Below are 15,633 nucleotides of genomic sequence, written 5' to 3'. Positions count from 1 at the left end.
AATTATTTTTAAGAAATTTTATTAGACTTCTAGTGTTGATTTGCTAGAAGTGCATTAGCTACTTTAGATTGATTTTTGCGATTTAATGCTTTACAAATCATGTCGCCAGCAGCAACTACTTTAAAAATATCAACCCCTGTATTAATCCCTAAGCCATGCATCAAATAAAGTACATCTTCAGTAGCTACATTACCCGTAGCACCGCGAGCATAAGGACACCCTCCTAAACCCGCAACTGAACTGTCGAAATGATAAACCCCACAGTCTAGCGAGGCAACAATATTGGCAATAGCCTGCCCGTATGTATCATGAAAATGCATTCCTAATTGCTCTGCTGGTAGAAATTCAAATAAGGTTTTTATAGCTGCCTTTGTCTGCTTAGGGGTGCCTACGCCAATCGTGTCACCAAGACAAATTTCGCTCGCACCAAGTTTAAGTAACTGCGAAGCTACATCCGCAACTTGTGCTGGCTTAATTTCACCTTCATAAGGACAGCCTAGAGCGCAGGAAATATAAGCTCGAACAGGAATATTATTTGTTTTAGCTAATTCAAATACCGGCTTAAAACGAGCAATACTTTGTGCTATTGTACAATTAATATTACGTTGATTAAAAGTTTCACTAGCAGCAGTAAATACAGCTATTTCTTTTACCCCTAAACTTAGTGCTTTAAGCATACCACGCTCATTTGGTACAAGTGCGGAAAAATGAATATCAGCTGGTTGGTTAATGGATTTAAAAACAATCTCACTATCAACAAATTGCGGAATAGCTTTTGCTGAAACAAAGCTGGTGACTTCAATATTTTTTAAACCAGTCTGACTTAATTGATTAATTAGAGCAATTTTAGTTTCCGTTGTAACAAACAATAATTCATTTTGTAATCCATCGCGTGGACCTACTTCAACGATTGTAACGTGCCCCGGGTGGTTCATAGTAGTTTCCTAAATGCTGTCTGTAATAGTCAGTAGTTCTGCTCCCTCACTGACTTGCGAGCCTACTTCATAAAATAGCTCAGCGACAATACCATTTTTGGGTGCATGAATGGTGTGTTCCATTTTCATTGCCTCAAGGACAATTAACTGTTCGCCTTTCTTAATTATATCGCCTGGTTTCTTTAAAATAGCAACTACAGTTGCTGGCATAGGCGCTGTTAAGTGACTAGCTTCATGATTTTGATTATTAGCTTGTTTCCAACTAAAGCGTTCAAACTGGATAGGGCCTTCTTTTAAATAAATAATCAATTGGTCAGCATGATTCTCAATCCAAGCAGATTGCTTTTGTTTATTATATTCAATAGATAAGCGGTCGTTAACTAGGTTAAATTGTAAGTTTATTGTTTCTGCATTATCCAATTGTAATAAAAATTGCTTTTTATTAATGGGTTTTATAAGCACTTCAATGGGCTGCTCTTCCTGTAGATAATGCCAATACCAATGACTAGCTAAATGCATTTGCCAAGCGAAAGTTTGCTCAACTAAGTCATCTTGTTGCTTAACTAAGGCGGCATAGTCATAACAAACAGCCATTAACAGTCCTAAATGAGTATCAGGTTTAACAATATTAATTGTTTGTTCAGTTAAAAAATGAGTGTTAATCTCAGCGGCAATGAATTTTGAATGTTTACAAATAGCCTGTAGAAAAGGAATATTTGACTTAACACCACCAATGGCAAAATGGTCTAGGGCATATTGAGTACGAGCTAATGCTTGGCTACGGTTCTCGCCCCATACAATTAATTTAGCAATCATTGGGTCATAGAATTGGCTAATAGTTGATTGACTATTAACACCACTATCAATACGTATGCCGCTACCCTTAGGTTCTTTTAAGAAATGTAATTTTCCTATTGAGGGAATAAAGTTTTGCAAGGGATCTTCTGCATAAATGCGACACTCAATAGCATGACCTAAAACTTTAATTTCTTCTTGCTTACAAGGAAGCGGTTCATTAGCAGCTATTTTTAATTGCCAGGCTACTAAATCAAGACCTGTAATCATTTCAGTAACTGGATGCTCAACTTGTAAGCGGGTATTCATTTCCATAAAATAAAAACTCTCGTCTTCATCGACTAAAAACTCAATGGTACCCGCGCCTCGGTATTGAATAGTTTGCGCAACTTGGCAGGCTGCTTTAGCTAACTTTTGGCGTAATTCAGGGCTTAAGTTAATAGCAGGTGCCTCTTCAATAATTTTTTGATGTCGCCGTTGAATGGAGCAATCTCTTTCAAACAGATGCACTACTTCGCCAAAATTATCGGCCATAATTTGAATTTCAATATGGCGAGGATTGACAATAAGTTTTTCTATAATAATGGTATCATCGGCAAAACTTGCCTGAGATTCGCGTCTTGCTCCAGCTAGTGCATGGGAGAATTCAGTTTCTTTATAGACAGCCCGCATACCTTTTCCACCACCACCATTGGCGGCTTTAAGCAGAACTGGGAAGCCAATTTTTCTTGCTTCACCTAATAAAACCTCATCATTTTGGTCGTTACCATGATAACCTGGTGTGAGAGGAACATCAGATTTTTCTAACAACTGTTTAGCAAGTTGTTTTGATCCCATTGCCTCAATCGCTTCAACAGATGGGCCAATAAAAACAATATTAGCTGCAGCACAAGCTCTAGCAAAGGCAGAGTTTTCCGATAAAAAACCATAACCAGGATGAATTGCTTCCGCATTACTAGCTAGGCAGGCGGCAATGATAGCATCGATATTTAAATAGCTTGTTTTAGCAGGCGCCTCACCAATCCAATAAGCTTCATCAGCTTCAGTCACATGAGGACTATTTCTGTCAATAGTTGAATAAACAGCAACGGTTTCAATACCCATTTCTTTCGCTGTTCTAATAATCCGGCAAGCAATCTCGCCACGGTTAGCTATTAGAATTTTTTTAAACATGAAAATCCTAAATATTTTGTACAGCACGTTTAATTAAGACTATTAGCCGCTTACAATTTTGTAATTTGCTTAAATTTAAGAAAACGCGCCATAAGCTAGGTTAATTAAATAAATCCCTCTATTAGGCTTGTTTACATCACTACTAATGAAATGTAAATAGCCTTTAATCAATGCTTAATTCCACTGAGGTTGCTCTTTTTTAAGAAAAGCTTTTAAGCCTTTTTGCCCTTCAGTTGATACTCTTTTTTTAGCAATCAATACAGCTGTTTCATGCACTAACTCATCCGTTACAGGTTTATTACAAACTTTATGAATTAAAGCCTTACAATCTGTGACGGCTTGTGGTGCAAGTTCAGCAATTTGCCTTGCATAGGTTAAAGCAAAATTAGCAAGGGCTCCGTCTTTTACGCAAAATTGAATGAGGTTTAATTGCTTAGCTTGCTCAGCGTCAAAGGGCTGAGCGCTCATAAATAGCCATTTTGCTGCACGCTCTCCAATCGCTTTAACTACATAAGGACTAATAACAGCAGGAATTAAGCCTAATTTCACCTCAGAAAAGCAAAATTTCGCCTCCGTTGAGGCAATCGCAATGTCACAAGCAGCAACTAGGCCCGCGCCACCACCATAAGCGCCACCTTGAACTGCCGCAATAGTGGGCTTGGGGCATTGGTATAATGTTTTCATGACCTTCGCTAAGATAAGCGCGTCGACTAAATTTTCCTCTTCATTAAATTGTGCCATACGCTGCATCCAACTTAAATCAGCACCTGCTGAAAAGTGAGGGCCATTTGCTTTTAAAAGAATTACTCTTACTTCCGCATTATCAATAGCTTCACTTAATTTTTCTTGTAATTGTTTTAATAATTTATCATCAAACGCATTATGTTTATTAACACGATTTAAAGTGAGAATAAAAACTTTGTCTTGTAATTGGGTTAATAATTCAGTCATTTTATTTCCTTACATTCGAAATACACCAAAACGAGTTGCTTTAATTGGCGCATTTAAAGCAGCTGATAGGCTTAAACCTAAGATGCTTCGCGTATCCTCTGGTGCAATCACGCCATCGTCCCATAGCCTTGCACTTGCATGATAGGGATTCCCTTGTTTTTCATACTGATTACGTAAGTTTTCTTTAAAAGCTTCTTCATCTTTCTCAGACCACGCTGTGCCAGCTTTTATATATTTATCTCGGTTAACTTGCGCTAAAACATTAGCTGCCTGTTCTCCACCCATAACAGAAATACGAGCGTTAGGCCAAGACCATAAGAAGCGCGGGTCGTAAGCACGGCCACACATCGCATAGTTACCTGCACCATAACTGCCGCCAATGATGACTGTAAATTTGGGTACATTGGCATTAGCGACAGCAGTTACCATTTTAGCTCCATGTTTAGCGATACCGGCTGCCTCATATTTGCTACCAACCATAAATCCGGTAATATTTTGGAGAAATAACAGGGGAATTTGTCGCTGTACGCATAATTCAATAAAGTGCGCTCCCTTTAATGCGCTCTCTCCAAAAAGAATACCATTATTAGCAATAATACCAATTGGATAACCAAATAGATGCGCAAAGCCACAAACAAGCGTACTACCAAATAATGCTTTAAATTCATCAAATTCAGAGCCATCAACAAGGCGGGCGATGACTTCATGTATATCGAAAGGTTTGCGGGGATCAACAGGAATAATCCCATTTAATTCTTTAACATCATAAAGGGGCTCTCGACTGGCAATACGATTTAAATTATTTGGTTTTCGACGATTTAAATGCTTAATAGCCGTGCGAGCTAAATGAAGGGCATGTGCTTCATTTTCCGCATAGTGATCAGCAACACCCGATTGACGGCAATGAACATCAGCACCTCCTAATTCTTCCGCGCTGATAACCTCTCCTGTAGCCGCTTTTACAAGTGGAGGGCCTCCTAAGAAAATGGTTGCTTGATTGCGAACCATGATTGATTCATCAGCCATAGCAGGTACATAAGCGCCTCCCGCAGTGCAAGAACCCATAACAACAGCAATTTGGGGAATATTATTAGCAGACAAATTAGCTTGATTAAAAAAAATACGGCCAAAATGATCTTTATCTGGAAAAACTTCATCTTGCATAGGTAGGTAAGCGCCACCAGAATCAACTAAATAAATACAAGGCAGATGATTAGCTCTAGCAATTTCTTGCGCACGTAAATGCTTTTTTACTGTTAGTGGATAATAGGTACCACCTTTTACAGTAGCATCATTAATGACTATCATACATTCGGTGTCCATAACACGCCCAATGCCGGTAATTAAACCAGCGGCAGGAACCGTATCTTCATAAACTTGATAAGCTGCCAGTTGTGATAATTCAAGAAATGGACTGCCTGGATCAAGTAAACGTTGCAAACGTTCTCTTGGTAAAAGTTTGCCATGTTTTAAATGGCGTTGTCTGGCTTTCTCACCACCACCTTGAGCGATTTCTTCTATGGTTGTCTTTAAGGTTGTGACTAAACCATCCATGGCAGCAGTATTTTGTTTAAATTCATTGCTAGCAGGATTTAGTTGACTGGTAAGCTTTGGCATAAGTATCCTCAATGAATAAAAATATTACTAAGCATAATCACTAACCAAAATAGCCAGGTTAGCTCAAGAAAGTAACGCATTTCTTTTTTTGATATTAAACGATAAACCAAGGCAAGAGCGCCGGCAATGACAACTGGAATAGCTACTAAAATAATAACTTTACAAATTACCATAGTCAGCGGCGTAGGCTTAAATAGTAGAAATAGTTTGGCATACAAATAGGTATAAAGAATGTCAGTATAGACAATTAAGGTATGAACATAACGATTAAGAAGAATAGCTAAGATACTTAATACTAAATAAATTAAACTCTGTTTAAGCATTTCAATCTCAAGTTATTATTATTGCTAATTATTTATAAACTAAAGTAGGTCGGGCCTTAGCCTAATGGTACTTCCTTAAGGCTTTTTGACTCAATCTACGTTCCTCGGCTCGTCCGAGGGATCCAGGCATCTCAATCGAAGACTAGAACTCTGGATCCCGTGGACAAGCCACGGGACGTAGGCTAGAACTTTAAGGCAGCGCCATTAAACTTTGCTCAACCTACTTTTAAACCTGTCACTTAATCTGCAATTAATCAATAAGCTCTATCGCCATTGCAGTTGCTTCGCCGCCACCAATACACAATGCAGCTACACCACGCTTTTTATGTTTTTGTTTTAACGCATGGATTAAGGTTACCAGTATACGTGCACCTGAAGCACCAATAGGATGACCTAATGCACATGCACCACCATGAATATTCACTACATCTGAATTTAATTCTAAGTCTTGCATGGCTGCCATAGCAACTACAGCAAACGCTTCATTGATTTCATATAAATCAACGTCATTTTGTTTCCAGCCAGCTTTATTCATTACTTTGCGAATCGCTTCAACTGGTGCTGTAGTAAACCATTGTGGTGCTTGGGCATGACTACTGTGGGCGACGATACGAGCGAGTGGCTTTATACCAAGCTCCTGTGCTTTAGCACTAGACATTACAATTAAACTTGCAGCACCGTCTGAAATGGAGCTTGAGTTGGCTGCAGTTACTGTTCCATCGGCTTGAAACGCAGGTTTAAGTTGCGCAATTTTAGCAAGTTTACTTGAATCAGGGCTTTCATCTACTGCAATAGTAGTATCGCCTTTTTTACTCTTAATGGTAACAGGTACAATTTCTTCAGCAAAACTGCCATCCTCATTAGCCTGTATTGCGCGAGTCATAGAACGAATAGCAAATTCATCTTGTTGACTGCGACTAAATTGATAATGTTTTGCCGTTTCTTCAGCAAAATAACCCATCAATCTTCCTTTATCATAAGCATCTTCTAAACCATCAAGAAACATATGATCTTTGATTTCGCCATGTCCTAAGCGATAGCCTGCTCGTGCTTTGCTTAATAGGTAAGGCGCATTAGTCATACTTTCCATACCGCCTGCAAGTATAGTGTTTGCTGAGCCACTTTTAATTAAATCATGGGCTAACATTACAGCTTTCATTCCTGAGCCACACATTTTATTAATGGTAGTTGCACCAATCGCTTCAGGAATACCAGCTTTAATGGCCGCTTGTCTTGCTGGTGCTTGACCTATCCCAGCTTGTAGTACACAGCCTGTAATTACCTCATCAATTTCCTCGGGAGTAAGTTTTGCATATTCAAGTGCTGCGCGATGAGCTATAGCACCTAAGTCAGGAGCCGATAAACTGGATAATGCCCCTAACATATTACCCATTGGAGTTCGTTTTGCCGCAACAATAACTACATCGTTTTGTTCCATTGTAGCCTTCCTTATACAGTTTCTTTAAAAAGTTCACGCCCAATTAGCATGCGCCTAATTTCTGAAGTGCCTGCCCCAATTTCATAAAGCTTAGCATCGCGTAATAAACGACCAGTAGGATATTCATTAATATAACCGTTGCCGCCTAATATTTGAATGGCTTGTAAAGCCATTTGTGTAGCTCTTTCAGCGGTATATAAAATAACACTGGCTGCATCTTTTCGACTTACCAACCCTGCATCACAAGCACGCGCAACACTATATAAATAAGCTCTTGAAGCATTTAATTCTGTATACATATCAGCTAATTTCCCTTGAATAAATTGAAACTCACCGATTGGTTGATTAAATTGCTTACGCTCATGAATATAGGGAAGGACAGTATCTAAACAAGCTTGCATGATACCTATAGGTCCTGCAGCAAGTATAGTTCGTTCATAATCAAGCCCACTCATTAATACACGTACACCTTGATTGATTTCTCCTAAGATATTCTCAGCAGGAACTTCACAATCCTCAAAGACCAGCTCACAGGTATTTGACCCACGCATACCCAATTTATCTAGTTTTTGTGCCGTGCTAAATCCTTTAAAACCTTTCTCAATGATAAAGGCCGTAATTCCTTTGCTTGCTGCCTCTTTACTGGTTTTTGCATAAACGACTAAAACATCGGCATCAGGCCCATTAGTGATCCACATTTTGGTGCCATTGAGAATAAATTTTTTATCGTAAGCTTTTGCAGACAATTGCATGCTGACAACATCAGAACCTGAGTTAGATTCACTCATGGCTAAGGCGCCTATATATTCTCCACTTATAAGTTTAGGCAAATAACGCTGTTTTTGCAGAGAAGTTCCATTAAGATAGAGTTGATTTACGCATAAATTAGAATGGGCGCCATAACTTAAACCTACTGAAGCTGAAGCGCGCGAAATCTCTTCCATAGCAATAACATGAGCTAGATAGCCCATATTAGCACCGCCATATTCTTCACTGACGGTGACACCTAATAGACCCATCTCGCCAAGTTTCCGCCACAAATGGTTTGGAAAAGCATTATCGGTATCAATTTTAGCCGCTAACGGGGCTATTTCTTGGCTGGCAAATTGATAAACACTTTCCCTTAACAGATCTAGAGTTTCACCTAATTGATAATTTAAACCGATGTACATGGTATCTTCCTGTTACTTTAGACTTTAAGTTGCCTAGCCTTAAGCTTATACCATTTTAAAATGACTATACATTAAAATAATAAAACTTTAATTTACACTTATACTTAGAAAAAGATTGAATTTTAAATACCACTTTCTTTAAACAAGCTTTGTTCTTTTATCAGGCTATTATTAATTTATAGAGGTATTTAAGTGGTTTTTGGTTAAAATTATCCTTGCAAAGGATAAAAATAAAGAACCTTTTGAAAGGCTCTTTCACTAGCCAACGTCCCCTGACTTGTCCACGGGATCCAGTGTTGTAACGGAATTCCTAGATCCCGCGAACAAGTCGCGGGACGTTGGCATAAGGCTAAAATAAAGATACTTTTCATTTTTTGTCCTGTGTAAAGTAAAATTTGCTATAACTAAAATTAATTAACAATTAAGTGATTGAGCGATGATGGAGAATAATTCATGAGTAATTTGGTTTTATGGGGCCATCATGTAGATGAATACACAGAAATGTTTAATTTATCTAACAAGGATTTAGCTGGCAGACTACTTGAATATGGAAGTGGTCCTAGTGCATTTAATACTGAATTAACTAATGATAAAAAAAATTGCACTAGTTATGATCCTTTATTTGCCTTAGATAAAACCACTTTAATGGCAAAAACAAAATTAGTTTTTGCCGATATGATAGAAAAACTGACGCTTGATCAAGATAAGTTTAATTTCAGTGCTTATGGCGGGTTAGAGAAATTAATTCAGAAAAGACAGTTAGGTATGGAGCTTTTTTTTGCTGATTACTTAAAAGGTAAAAAAGAAAAACGTTATTGCTCGTTGGCAAAGATTGAACTGCCTTTTAACGATTTTTCTTTTGATCTTGCTCTAAGTTCCCACTATTTATTTGCCAATCTTGAAGAACAAGATATAGAATTTCATATCAAAGCAATTAAAGAATTAGCTCGAGTTGCTAAAGAAGTACGTATTTTTCCCTTAATTAATCGTTTTAATCAGCCATCACCTTTTTTAGGACCTGTCATGTTGCAGTTACAACAGGAGAATTATGGCATAGAAGTTAAAAGTGCTGACTATAATTTGCAACCTAAAGGTAACGCTATGTTACGTGTTTGGGCCCAGCAGTGTGCTCTAGATTAGCTATTAACGTGCTTACGTGATTATTTAACGCGGTCAACTTAAGAGTTTTGTCATTTTTGTATAGCAGAAATCTATCTTAATAGTCGTATTGAGCCTACATAAAATAGATTCCCACCTACATAGGAATAATGACCGCATTGATCTTCCAACAGTGTCGACTTAAAATTCGGTCATTTCTGCGCAGGCGGAAATCCATCTTCATACTTACATAAGATTTACGTAAAAATACATTTTTGCCTAGGCGGAGAGGACTGCGCTCTTGCCGTCATAACCTGAGAGATTACAAAGGCTAGGAGCATTTATAAGGCCCTACAAAGCTTTAATTGAATTGAATGAAGAATAATGCTTGATTTTTTAATAAATTAAGCTAATTTGTGCATATTTTTACAACGAGCCGTTTTATGTATCCACTTATTCGTCCATTTCTTTTTAAGTTTGAAGCAGAAACAGCGCATGAATTAACTTTAAAAGGCCTTCATTATATCCCTGCCTGTCTATTTGAAAAGGTCCAAAGCACCAACCCGATTTCAGCCATGGGTTTAACGTTTGAACATCCAATAGGACTTGCAGCTGGTTTAGATAAGAATGGAGCACATCTTGATGCATTAAGTAAATTAGGTTTTTCATTTATTGAAGTAGGAACGGTTACTCCTAAACCACAAGTTGGAAACCCTAAACCACGTTTGTTTAGATTGCCAAGCAAAGAAGCAATTATTAATAGAATGGGTTTTAATAATGATGGCGTAGATGCATTAATTAAAAATGTTCAGCAAAGCCAATACAAGGGCATATTAGGAATAAATATTGGTAAAAATAAAGATACTTCTCTTAATGAAGCGGCTCGCGATTACCTAATTTGTCTTGAAAAGGTTTATCGCTATGCTTCTTACATCACAATTAATATTTCCTCACCCAATACACCAGACCTGCGCCAATTACAGCAAAATGAATATTTAGCGAATTTATTAAAGCAATTAACTGAGAAACAAAAAGAACTTAGTGATACTTATCAGCGCGCTGTTCCTCTAGTAGTTAAAATTTCTCCTGATGAAGATGATGAAGTATTAAAGCAAATTGCTGATACCATTTTACAAAATAATATTGCCGGCATTATTGCCACTAATACGACTTGCACCCGACCTGGTGTTGAACACGTTGCGCTAAGTCAAGAGCAAGGTGGCTTAAGTGGTAAACCTTTATTAAATCGCTCTACTGCTTGCCTAAAATTAATAAAAGAAGTGGTTGGTTCGGCGGTAACTTTAATTGGAGTTGGCGGTATTTCTGATCCAAAGTCAGCGCAGCAAAAATTAACTGCTGGCGCTGATTTACTCCAAGTCTACACCGGCCTAATTTACCAAGGCCCAAAATTAATACCAACTTTAATTAAAGGCATATTGTAGGTCGGGCCTTGGACCGACAATCAATACCTGAATAAAACCTTAATTAAACTCGCCTAACATTATTTAACTATCAACCTTATGGAAAGTTGAGTCCAAGCTAATACAACATCGGTGTGCTCATGTGGCTAGTGCTACCCATTTTTTACAATTAATCTTGCTGATAGAACAAGTGGCTATTTAATTAAAGAAATTAACGCACTAATATAAGCTATCTACCTTACTAAAAAGAGATTCCCTTTTAAGTTTACTGCTTATGTCATTCTGCCTGACCGTCTATATCTTTTAATGGCTTTACCTACAGAAGACCGTAATAATTATTTTATGCTTTAAACATGATTAAAGCTTTATTTTCAAAACAACTTCTACAGGAAGAATTTATTATTTCAGCAACCCAAAAAAGACGTGAAGGAGGCATTTGGCAAAAACATTTCTGAGAATATTTGATTCGCAATAACTTTGATTTAGAGCAGTATGTTAAAAAAGCCTCTGCTTGGCCATATTCTAGTATTCATCGTTATATTCAAACAGGGGTTGTTCCTGAAAATTGGGTATGATGTGAATCTATGCAAGGTTTAACTACCTTTGGAGAGTGAAGGCGCGAGAATTGTCGGGCCAAGGCCCGACCTACACTCGCTAACTTATATGATCTAATCAATCAATTATTGATTGTTAAACAGAAGGGGGTTTATAAGATACTATATTATCGTCTCTATAATCAGCAAGTTTTTTTGACGTGATATCAATTGGAAGTGATGAGGATAGTGCTCTTCTTTCTTTTGGCTCTTTTTCTGAAGATTTAGGTTGAACTCCAAGTCCCTCAACTAGAAAATTTACAGAATCATTTTCAATTTCATCAACACCTAATGGTTTCTTTGGTTCATTACTTCCTGCCTCTTTACGAGAATGTTCTTGATATTTATTATAAAGATGCTTAATTCCAGCAGCTATTAAAGGAACAAGAGCACCGACTAGCGCACCGGCGGCTGCACCAACTGCAGTACCTACAATAGGTATTGGGATTAAAAAAGTTCCTAAAAATGCACCACCAACAGCGCCTGCGCTTGCGAAACCTAGGGTTGTAAATGCTAAGCCATTGTTCGGGTTGCCAGTTGCAAAGTTAAATATACCAGCTCCAGCAGAACCTGCGGTGGCTACGCCACCTCCTACAACCAGCCCACCTAAAATAGCACCAACAGTAGTACCAACACCGGGAATAGGAATTATAACCGTACCTAATAAGGCGCCTATCGCTGCACCTAGACCAACCGAAGCTGTAAAACCAAAGCCAAAACCTATTTTTCCGCCTAGGGACATGTTTTGTAGAGCAGCATTGTCTTTTTTAAGTTTGTCATTTTCTTCTCTAAGTTGGTTTATTTCTCTTTCATCATCTTTGCTCTGCAAATTTAATATTAAATGACGCCAGGTAGTTTGTATTAATTCGCTTTCCAGCCACCATCGGTCATTCTTTTGATTTCCCTTTATTTTAAATAAGTTTATAGGTTCTTTAGGGAGATTATCTGAAAGTGGGAGCAAATGGTTAAACAGAGGTTTAAAAAGAAAAGTTTCTAAATATTCAGTAACAATAACTCCCCCCCAAAAGGCTCCAAATGCATCTAAATTTGCATCATCTATAGTCGATTTACTTATTTTACCTGAGATTAAAGGGCTCCAAGTTTTTTTACACTGTGCTAACCTTTTGTTTTGCTCATCCTTATCTGGTATGTTTCTAATGTCCTCTATCTCACGCATAACTTGGCCTACCAAGCGCTCTGTATAATCGGTGGACAGATGAAAATGAATCATGTCCAGTAGAAAACGATCCCGATCACATAGAAGTTGATCGCGTGGATCATCTTGTTGCGCGCTATTATTACTTGCAGGGTTACCATAAAAATTACTGAAACGAGCACTATCCAGATCATGGGGATCCTTCTCGTTACCCTCTTTACCACGATATTTACCATTTTCATCAAAGCTTTCTTGACAAAATTTAATAACATTTATATTTACAAGTTCAGATGAACCTTGATTACGACTTCTATAACACTCGTTTAATCTTTTAATATTAGTAAAACAATCTAAAAATGATTGTAAATAGTCAATTTGTAAGTGACGTACCTCTTTTTGAGGTAAGCCTATTTCTGAAACTTCATAATTTTTTTTCATAAATATAACTTTATCACATAGTTTATTAGATAAATTATATTACAAATTTGTTAACAATTTATTAAGTAGTTAATTTTTTATTCATAAAATTATCTTTTTATGCTTCTAATAAATAAATTTTGTCTAACTGGACTATTACCCGTTATCATATGAATGAAAAATTCTTATGAAATATTATATTTTTAAAATGCAATTACTTTAGTAGAAACGAATCTTTTGTATTAGACAAAGTTTGTAAAATAATCTTTGGTTGAAGGGTTAAGCAAAGATATGCCAAGTATTTTTAATAAAAAACAAATACTTTCATTAAATTTGCTATTATTACTAATTCAGTATTTTTATCTTAAATTATTTTACTTGAAGTAGCTTAAGTGATTTTTTAAGTGATCCTTATAAATCATTAGATTAAATTAATTGGGCCAAAACTAGCCTCACCTTTAGGAGTTAAATAAGGTGGAAGGAGGATATTGGTTAGGGCTGCTGCGATATTTCTAATTTTGCTTAAGAAAAAAAGTACTATTTCAAATACAAAGCCTATTATTCATGTACTCTTCCAGCGGGAATTCTAATAGTGTAGTTTAATGAGAGTTAGGGAATGGAACTATTCCCACTTTTAGTAGGAATAGTTACCATTGAGAAGGGATGATTATTTTCTTAACAAAGCCCCAGTTTGACAAGTAGCATTAATAGGTGAATTAAAGGGATCATAGCTACCATAATTGGGGCCAAAAAATGCCATATAACCGGGATTGGTTTTGGTTACCCAAGCGGGTTTTGTGCCGATTAAAAGTCTATCTTTATCAAGCACTTTAATGTTATTGAAGACACCTTTATCGACAATAATCTTAGTTAAGTCAATACCTGTTGCGCTAAAGTTTAATAAAATAGGCGTGGTATCAGCATAAATATCATAACCTAACCAGTAGCTACCCGAACCTTGTTTCCGTTGAGAAACACAAGCTTGAACAGGGTCAGTTGTTTTATCAACTTGGATATAGCCATTAGTTACTGTACTGCTAATGGGCACATAAATCATATTATCAGTAGCAGATTTAATAGGCTCAATGGTTTTATTATCTGAGCTTAAAATACCAATTTTAGCTGAAAATTGATTACCTGGGTTAACAGCCTGCGCTAGAGTATAGGCCCAGTTTTCAGGTTTAGCTGTATCGGCAGTTAATACTAATGGCGTACTTGGAAAGAGATAATCTTTTCCGGTATTGTCAATTAAGCGTAACTGAATTTTATCCCCTGCTTTAAGGGTTGAATCTAGTGTTGCTCGTCCAACCATTTTCCAGGTCGCACTAATAGTAGGTACATGAGTAAATTGAGTGCTGACTCGATTAGAAGTTTGGCCTTGTTGCACAGTTAAATTAACTGTAACACGTTGTTGGGCATTAATATTAGCAATTAACAAGCGTGCTTTAGCACTTTGACTATTTTGCAGTTGATAGGGAGTTAAGTTATCCGCATCAATTGACCAATTATAAGTTAAATTAGTTCCTACGGAGCGGCTACCATCTAGTTGTAGTTCAGTAGGCCCTGTAACTTGAGTGGGAAGCGGGGTTATGACCGCTTTAATATTTGCAGGTGGATTATCAGTTGAATAGACGACGTCTATACAGGAATGAAAACGTTCGTAAGTATAGCTATTACGCCCCCATTCACCATAAATTACCGCGCGGCTAGTACGGGCAGGAACGGTACAAATTGTAGTAAATCTATTAGTCGCTTTATCAGGAATAACATTAGGATTGGCATTAGGGGTTTGATCATTATACTTAAGATGGCAGAAAGGCGTAGTTTCAAAGTCATTCCATGTGAGTTCTTTGGTTGGGTCAAATTTAAAATCTGGTTTAGTAATCCAATAAACGAACTCTTCAGTATCACCAAAGTGATTACCCCAAGATATATTCCAAACAAATTTTTGCTGCCCGCCAGCGATAAGTGTGGTTGGCCAGTTATTAGCTCTATCCCAGGGTGTTTTACCGCCACTCCACATCTCTGAGGCAAAGCCACAAACATATTTTGGTAATTGGTCGATAGGTTTAGAAGAGCGGCCAATCGTATGGGTTAAAACTGCCATAAAATTGTAGACACTATTATCTAAACTGCCATCTTCTTTAGTCATAATAGGCCGACATTCTTCATGGGTCATTTTATCTTTAAAAATTTCATCAGGCTTACTCTCAACACCGCAAAATTGCTCGCGTGAGGGAGGGCTTTCAATTACACCATGAGCGAAGGTTGGTAGAGATAATAGCGATAAGGTTAAATAAGTAAAAAAGGTTAAGGTAATTCGTTTAAAGGTATGCATCGTTTTAAGTCCCTATAAAAAACCTGACTTTTCTTTATAAACGAAATTTTCCTTTACTTCAAATATGCTCTTATTTAAATCAAAGTTAGCTGTTTTCTGGAGCAACGTTTTATTACTTATCCTAATGAGGCACTAAAAAGTAGCTTTAATAATGTACTTTCCCTTTGCTTTAGTTTCTTTTTAGTCTATTTTAAATAACCGCCATG

11 protein-coding genes are annotated in these 15,633 nt (G+C 37.2%); 2 read left to right on the top strand and 9 right to left on the bottom strand.

Annotated elements, in window-relative coordinates; all coding sequences use genetic code 11:
• Window positions 1-29: 29 nt before the first annotated feature.
• From ACNVED_RS11180 to ACNVED_RS11150, 7 genes are all read right to left on the bottom strand, one after another.
• Window positions 30-935 carry a hydroxymethylglutaryl-CoA lyase gene (locus tag ACNVED_RS11180; RefSeq protein ID WP_419419104.1) on the bottom strand — a complete coding sequence of 302 codons (906 nt, stop codon included), beginning with the start codon at window positions 933-935 and terminating at the stop codon, window positions 30-32.
• 9 nt (window positions 936-944) lie between these two features.
• Entirely contained in the window at window positions 945-2,903 is a 1,959-nt protein-coding gene (locus tag ACNVED_RS11175) for an acetyl/propionyl/methylcrotonyl-CoA carboxylase subunit alpha (protein ID WP_419419103.1), read from the bottom strand.
• Between the two features lie 174 nt (window positions 2,904-3,077).
• Window positions 3,078-3,854: an enoyl-CoA hydratase-related protein gene (locus ACNVED_RS11170; protein WP_419419102.1), complete on the bottom strand. Its 777-nt coding sequence runs from the start codon at window positions 3,852-3,854 to the stop codon at window positions 3,078-3,080.
• Window positions 3,855-3,863: 9 nt separating this feature from the next.
• A complete protein-coding gene (locus ACNVED_RS11165; RefSeq protein ID WP_419419101.1) occupies window positions 3,864-5,471 on the bottom strand; it encodes a carboxyl transferase domain-containing protein in 1,608 nt (535 codons plus the stop codon).
• A gap of 8 nt (window positions 5,472-5,479) precedes the next feature.
• Window positions 5,480-5,794: a hypothetical protein gene (locus ACNVED_RS11160; protein ID WP_419419100.1), complete on the bottom strand. Its 315-nt coding sequence runs from the start codon at window positions 5,792-5,794 to the stop codon at window positions 5,480-5,482.
• Window positions 5,795-6,044: 250 nt separating this feature from the next.
• Window positions 6,045-7,232, bottom strand: coding sequence for an acetyl-CoA C-acyltransferase (locus tag ACNVED_RS11155; RefSeq protein ID WP_419419099.1), 1,188 nt, complete (start codon window positions 7,230-7,232; stop codon window positions 6,045-6,047).
• An 11-nt stretch (window positions 7,233-7,243) separates the two neighbouring features.
• The gene (locus ACNVED_RS11150; RefSeq protein WP_419419098.1) at window positions 7,244-8,404 is read right to left on the bottom strand and encodes an isovaleryl-CoA dehydrogenase; all 1,161 of its coding nucleotides are present in this window, start codon (window positions 8,402-8,404) and stop codon (window positions 7,244-7,246) included.
• A gap of 453 nt (window positions 8,405-8,857) precedes the next feature.
• Between ACNVED_RS11150 and ACNVED_RS11145 the strand changes: the two genes are divergently transcribed.
• Together ACNVED_RS11145 and ACNVED_RS11140 are read left to right on the top strand one after the other, a co-directional pair.
• The gene (locus ACNVED_RS11145; RefSeq protein WP_419419097.1) at window positions 8,858-9,544 is read left to right on the top strand and encodes a hypothetical protein; all 687 of its coding nucleotides are present in this window, start codon (window positions 8,858-8,860) and stop codon (window positions 9,542-9,544) included.
• Window positions 9,545-9,945: 401 nt separating this feature from the next.
• The gene (locus ACNVED_RS11140) at window positions 9,946-10,944 is read left to right on the top strand and encodes a quinone-dependent dihydroorotate dehydrogenase (RefSeq protein ID WP_419419096.1); all 999 of its coding nucleotides are present in this window, start codon (window positions 9,946-9,948) and stop codon (window positions 10,942-10,944) included.
• Window positions 10,945-11,613: 669 nt separating this feature from the next.
• Here the strand turns inward: ACNVED_RS11140 and ACNVED_RS11135 are convergent.
• Both ACNVED_RS11135 and ACNVED_RS11130 read right to left on the bottom strand, forming a co-directional pair.
• On the bottom strand, window positions 11,614-13,110 hold the full coding sequence (locus ACNVED_RS11135) for a hypothetical protein (RefSeq protein WP_419419095.1): 1,497 nt from the start codon (window positions 13,108-13,110) through the stop codon (window positions 11,614-11,616).
• 646 nt (window positions 13,111-13,756) lie between these two features.
• Complete coding sequence (locus tag ACNVED_RS11130; RefSeq protein ID WP_419419094.1) at window positions 13,757-15,427, bottom strand: lytic polysaccharide monooxygenase; 1,671 nt, start codon at window positions 15,425-15,427, stop codon at window positions 13,757-13,759.
• Between the last annotated feature and the right edge of the window lie 206 nt (window positions 15,428-15,633).

Origin of the sequence: Legionella sp. D16C41 (assembly GCF_048541585.1) — a bacterium.
Taxonomy (GTDB): Bacteria; Pseudomonadota; Gammaproteobacteria; order Legionellales; family Legionellaceae; genus Legionella_C.
Note: the sequence above shows the minus strand (reverse complement) of the source record. Positions and strands in the feature narration are given on the sequence as shown.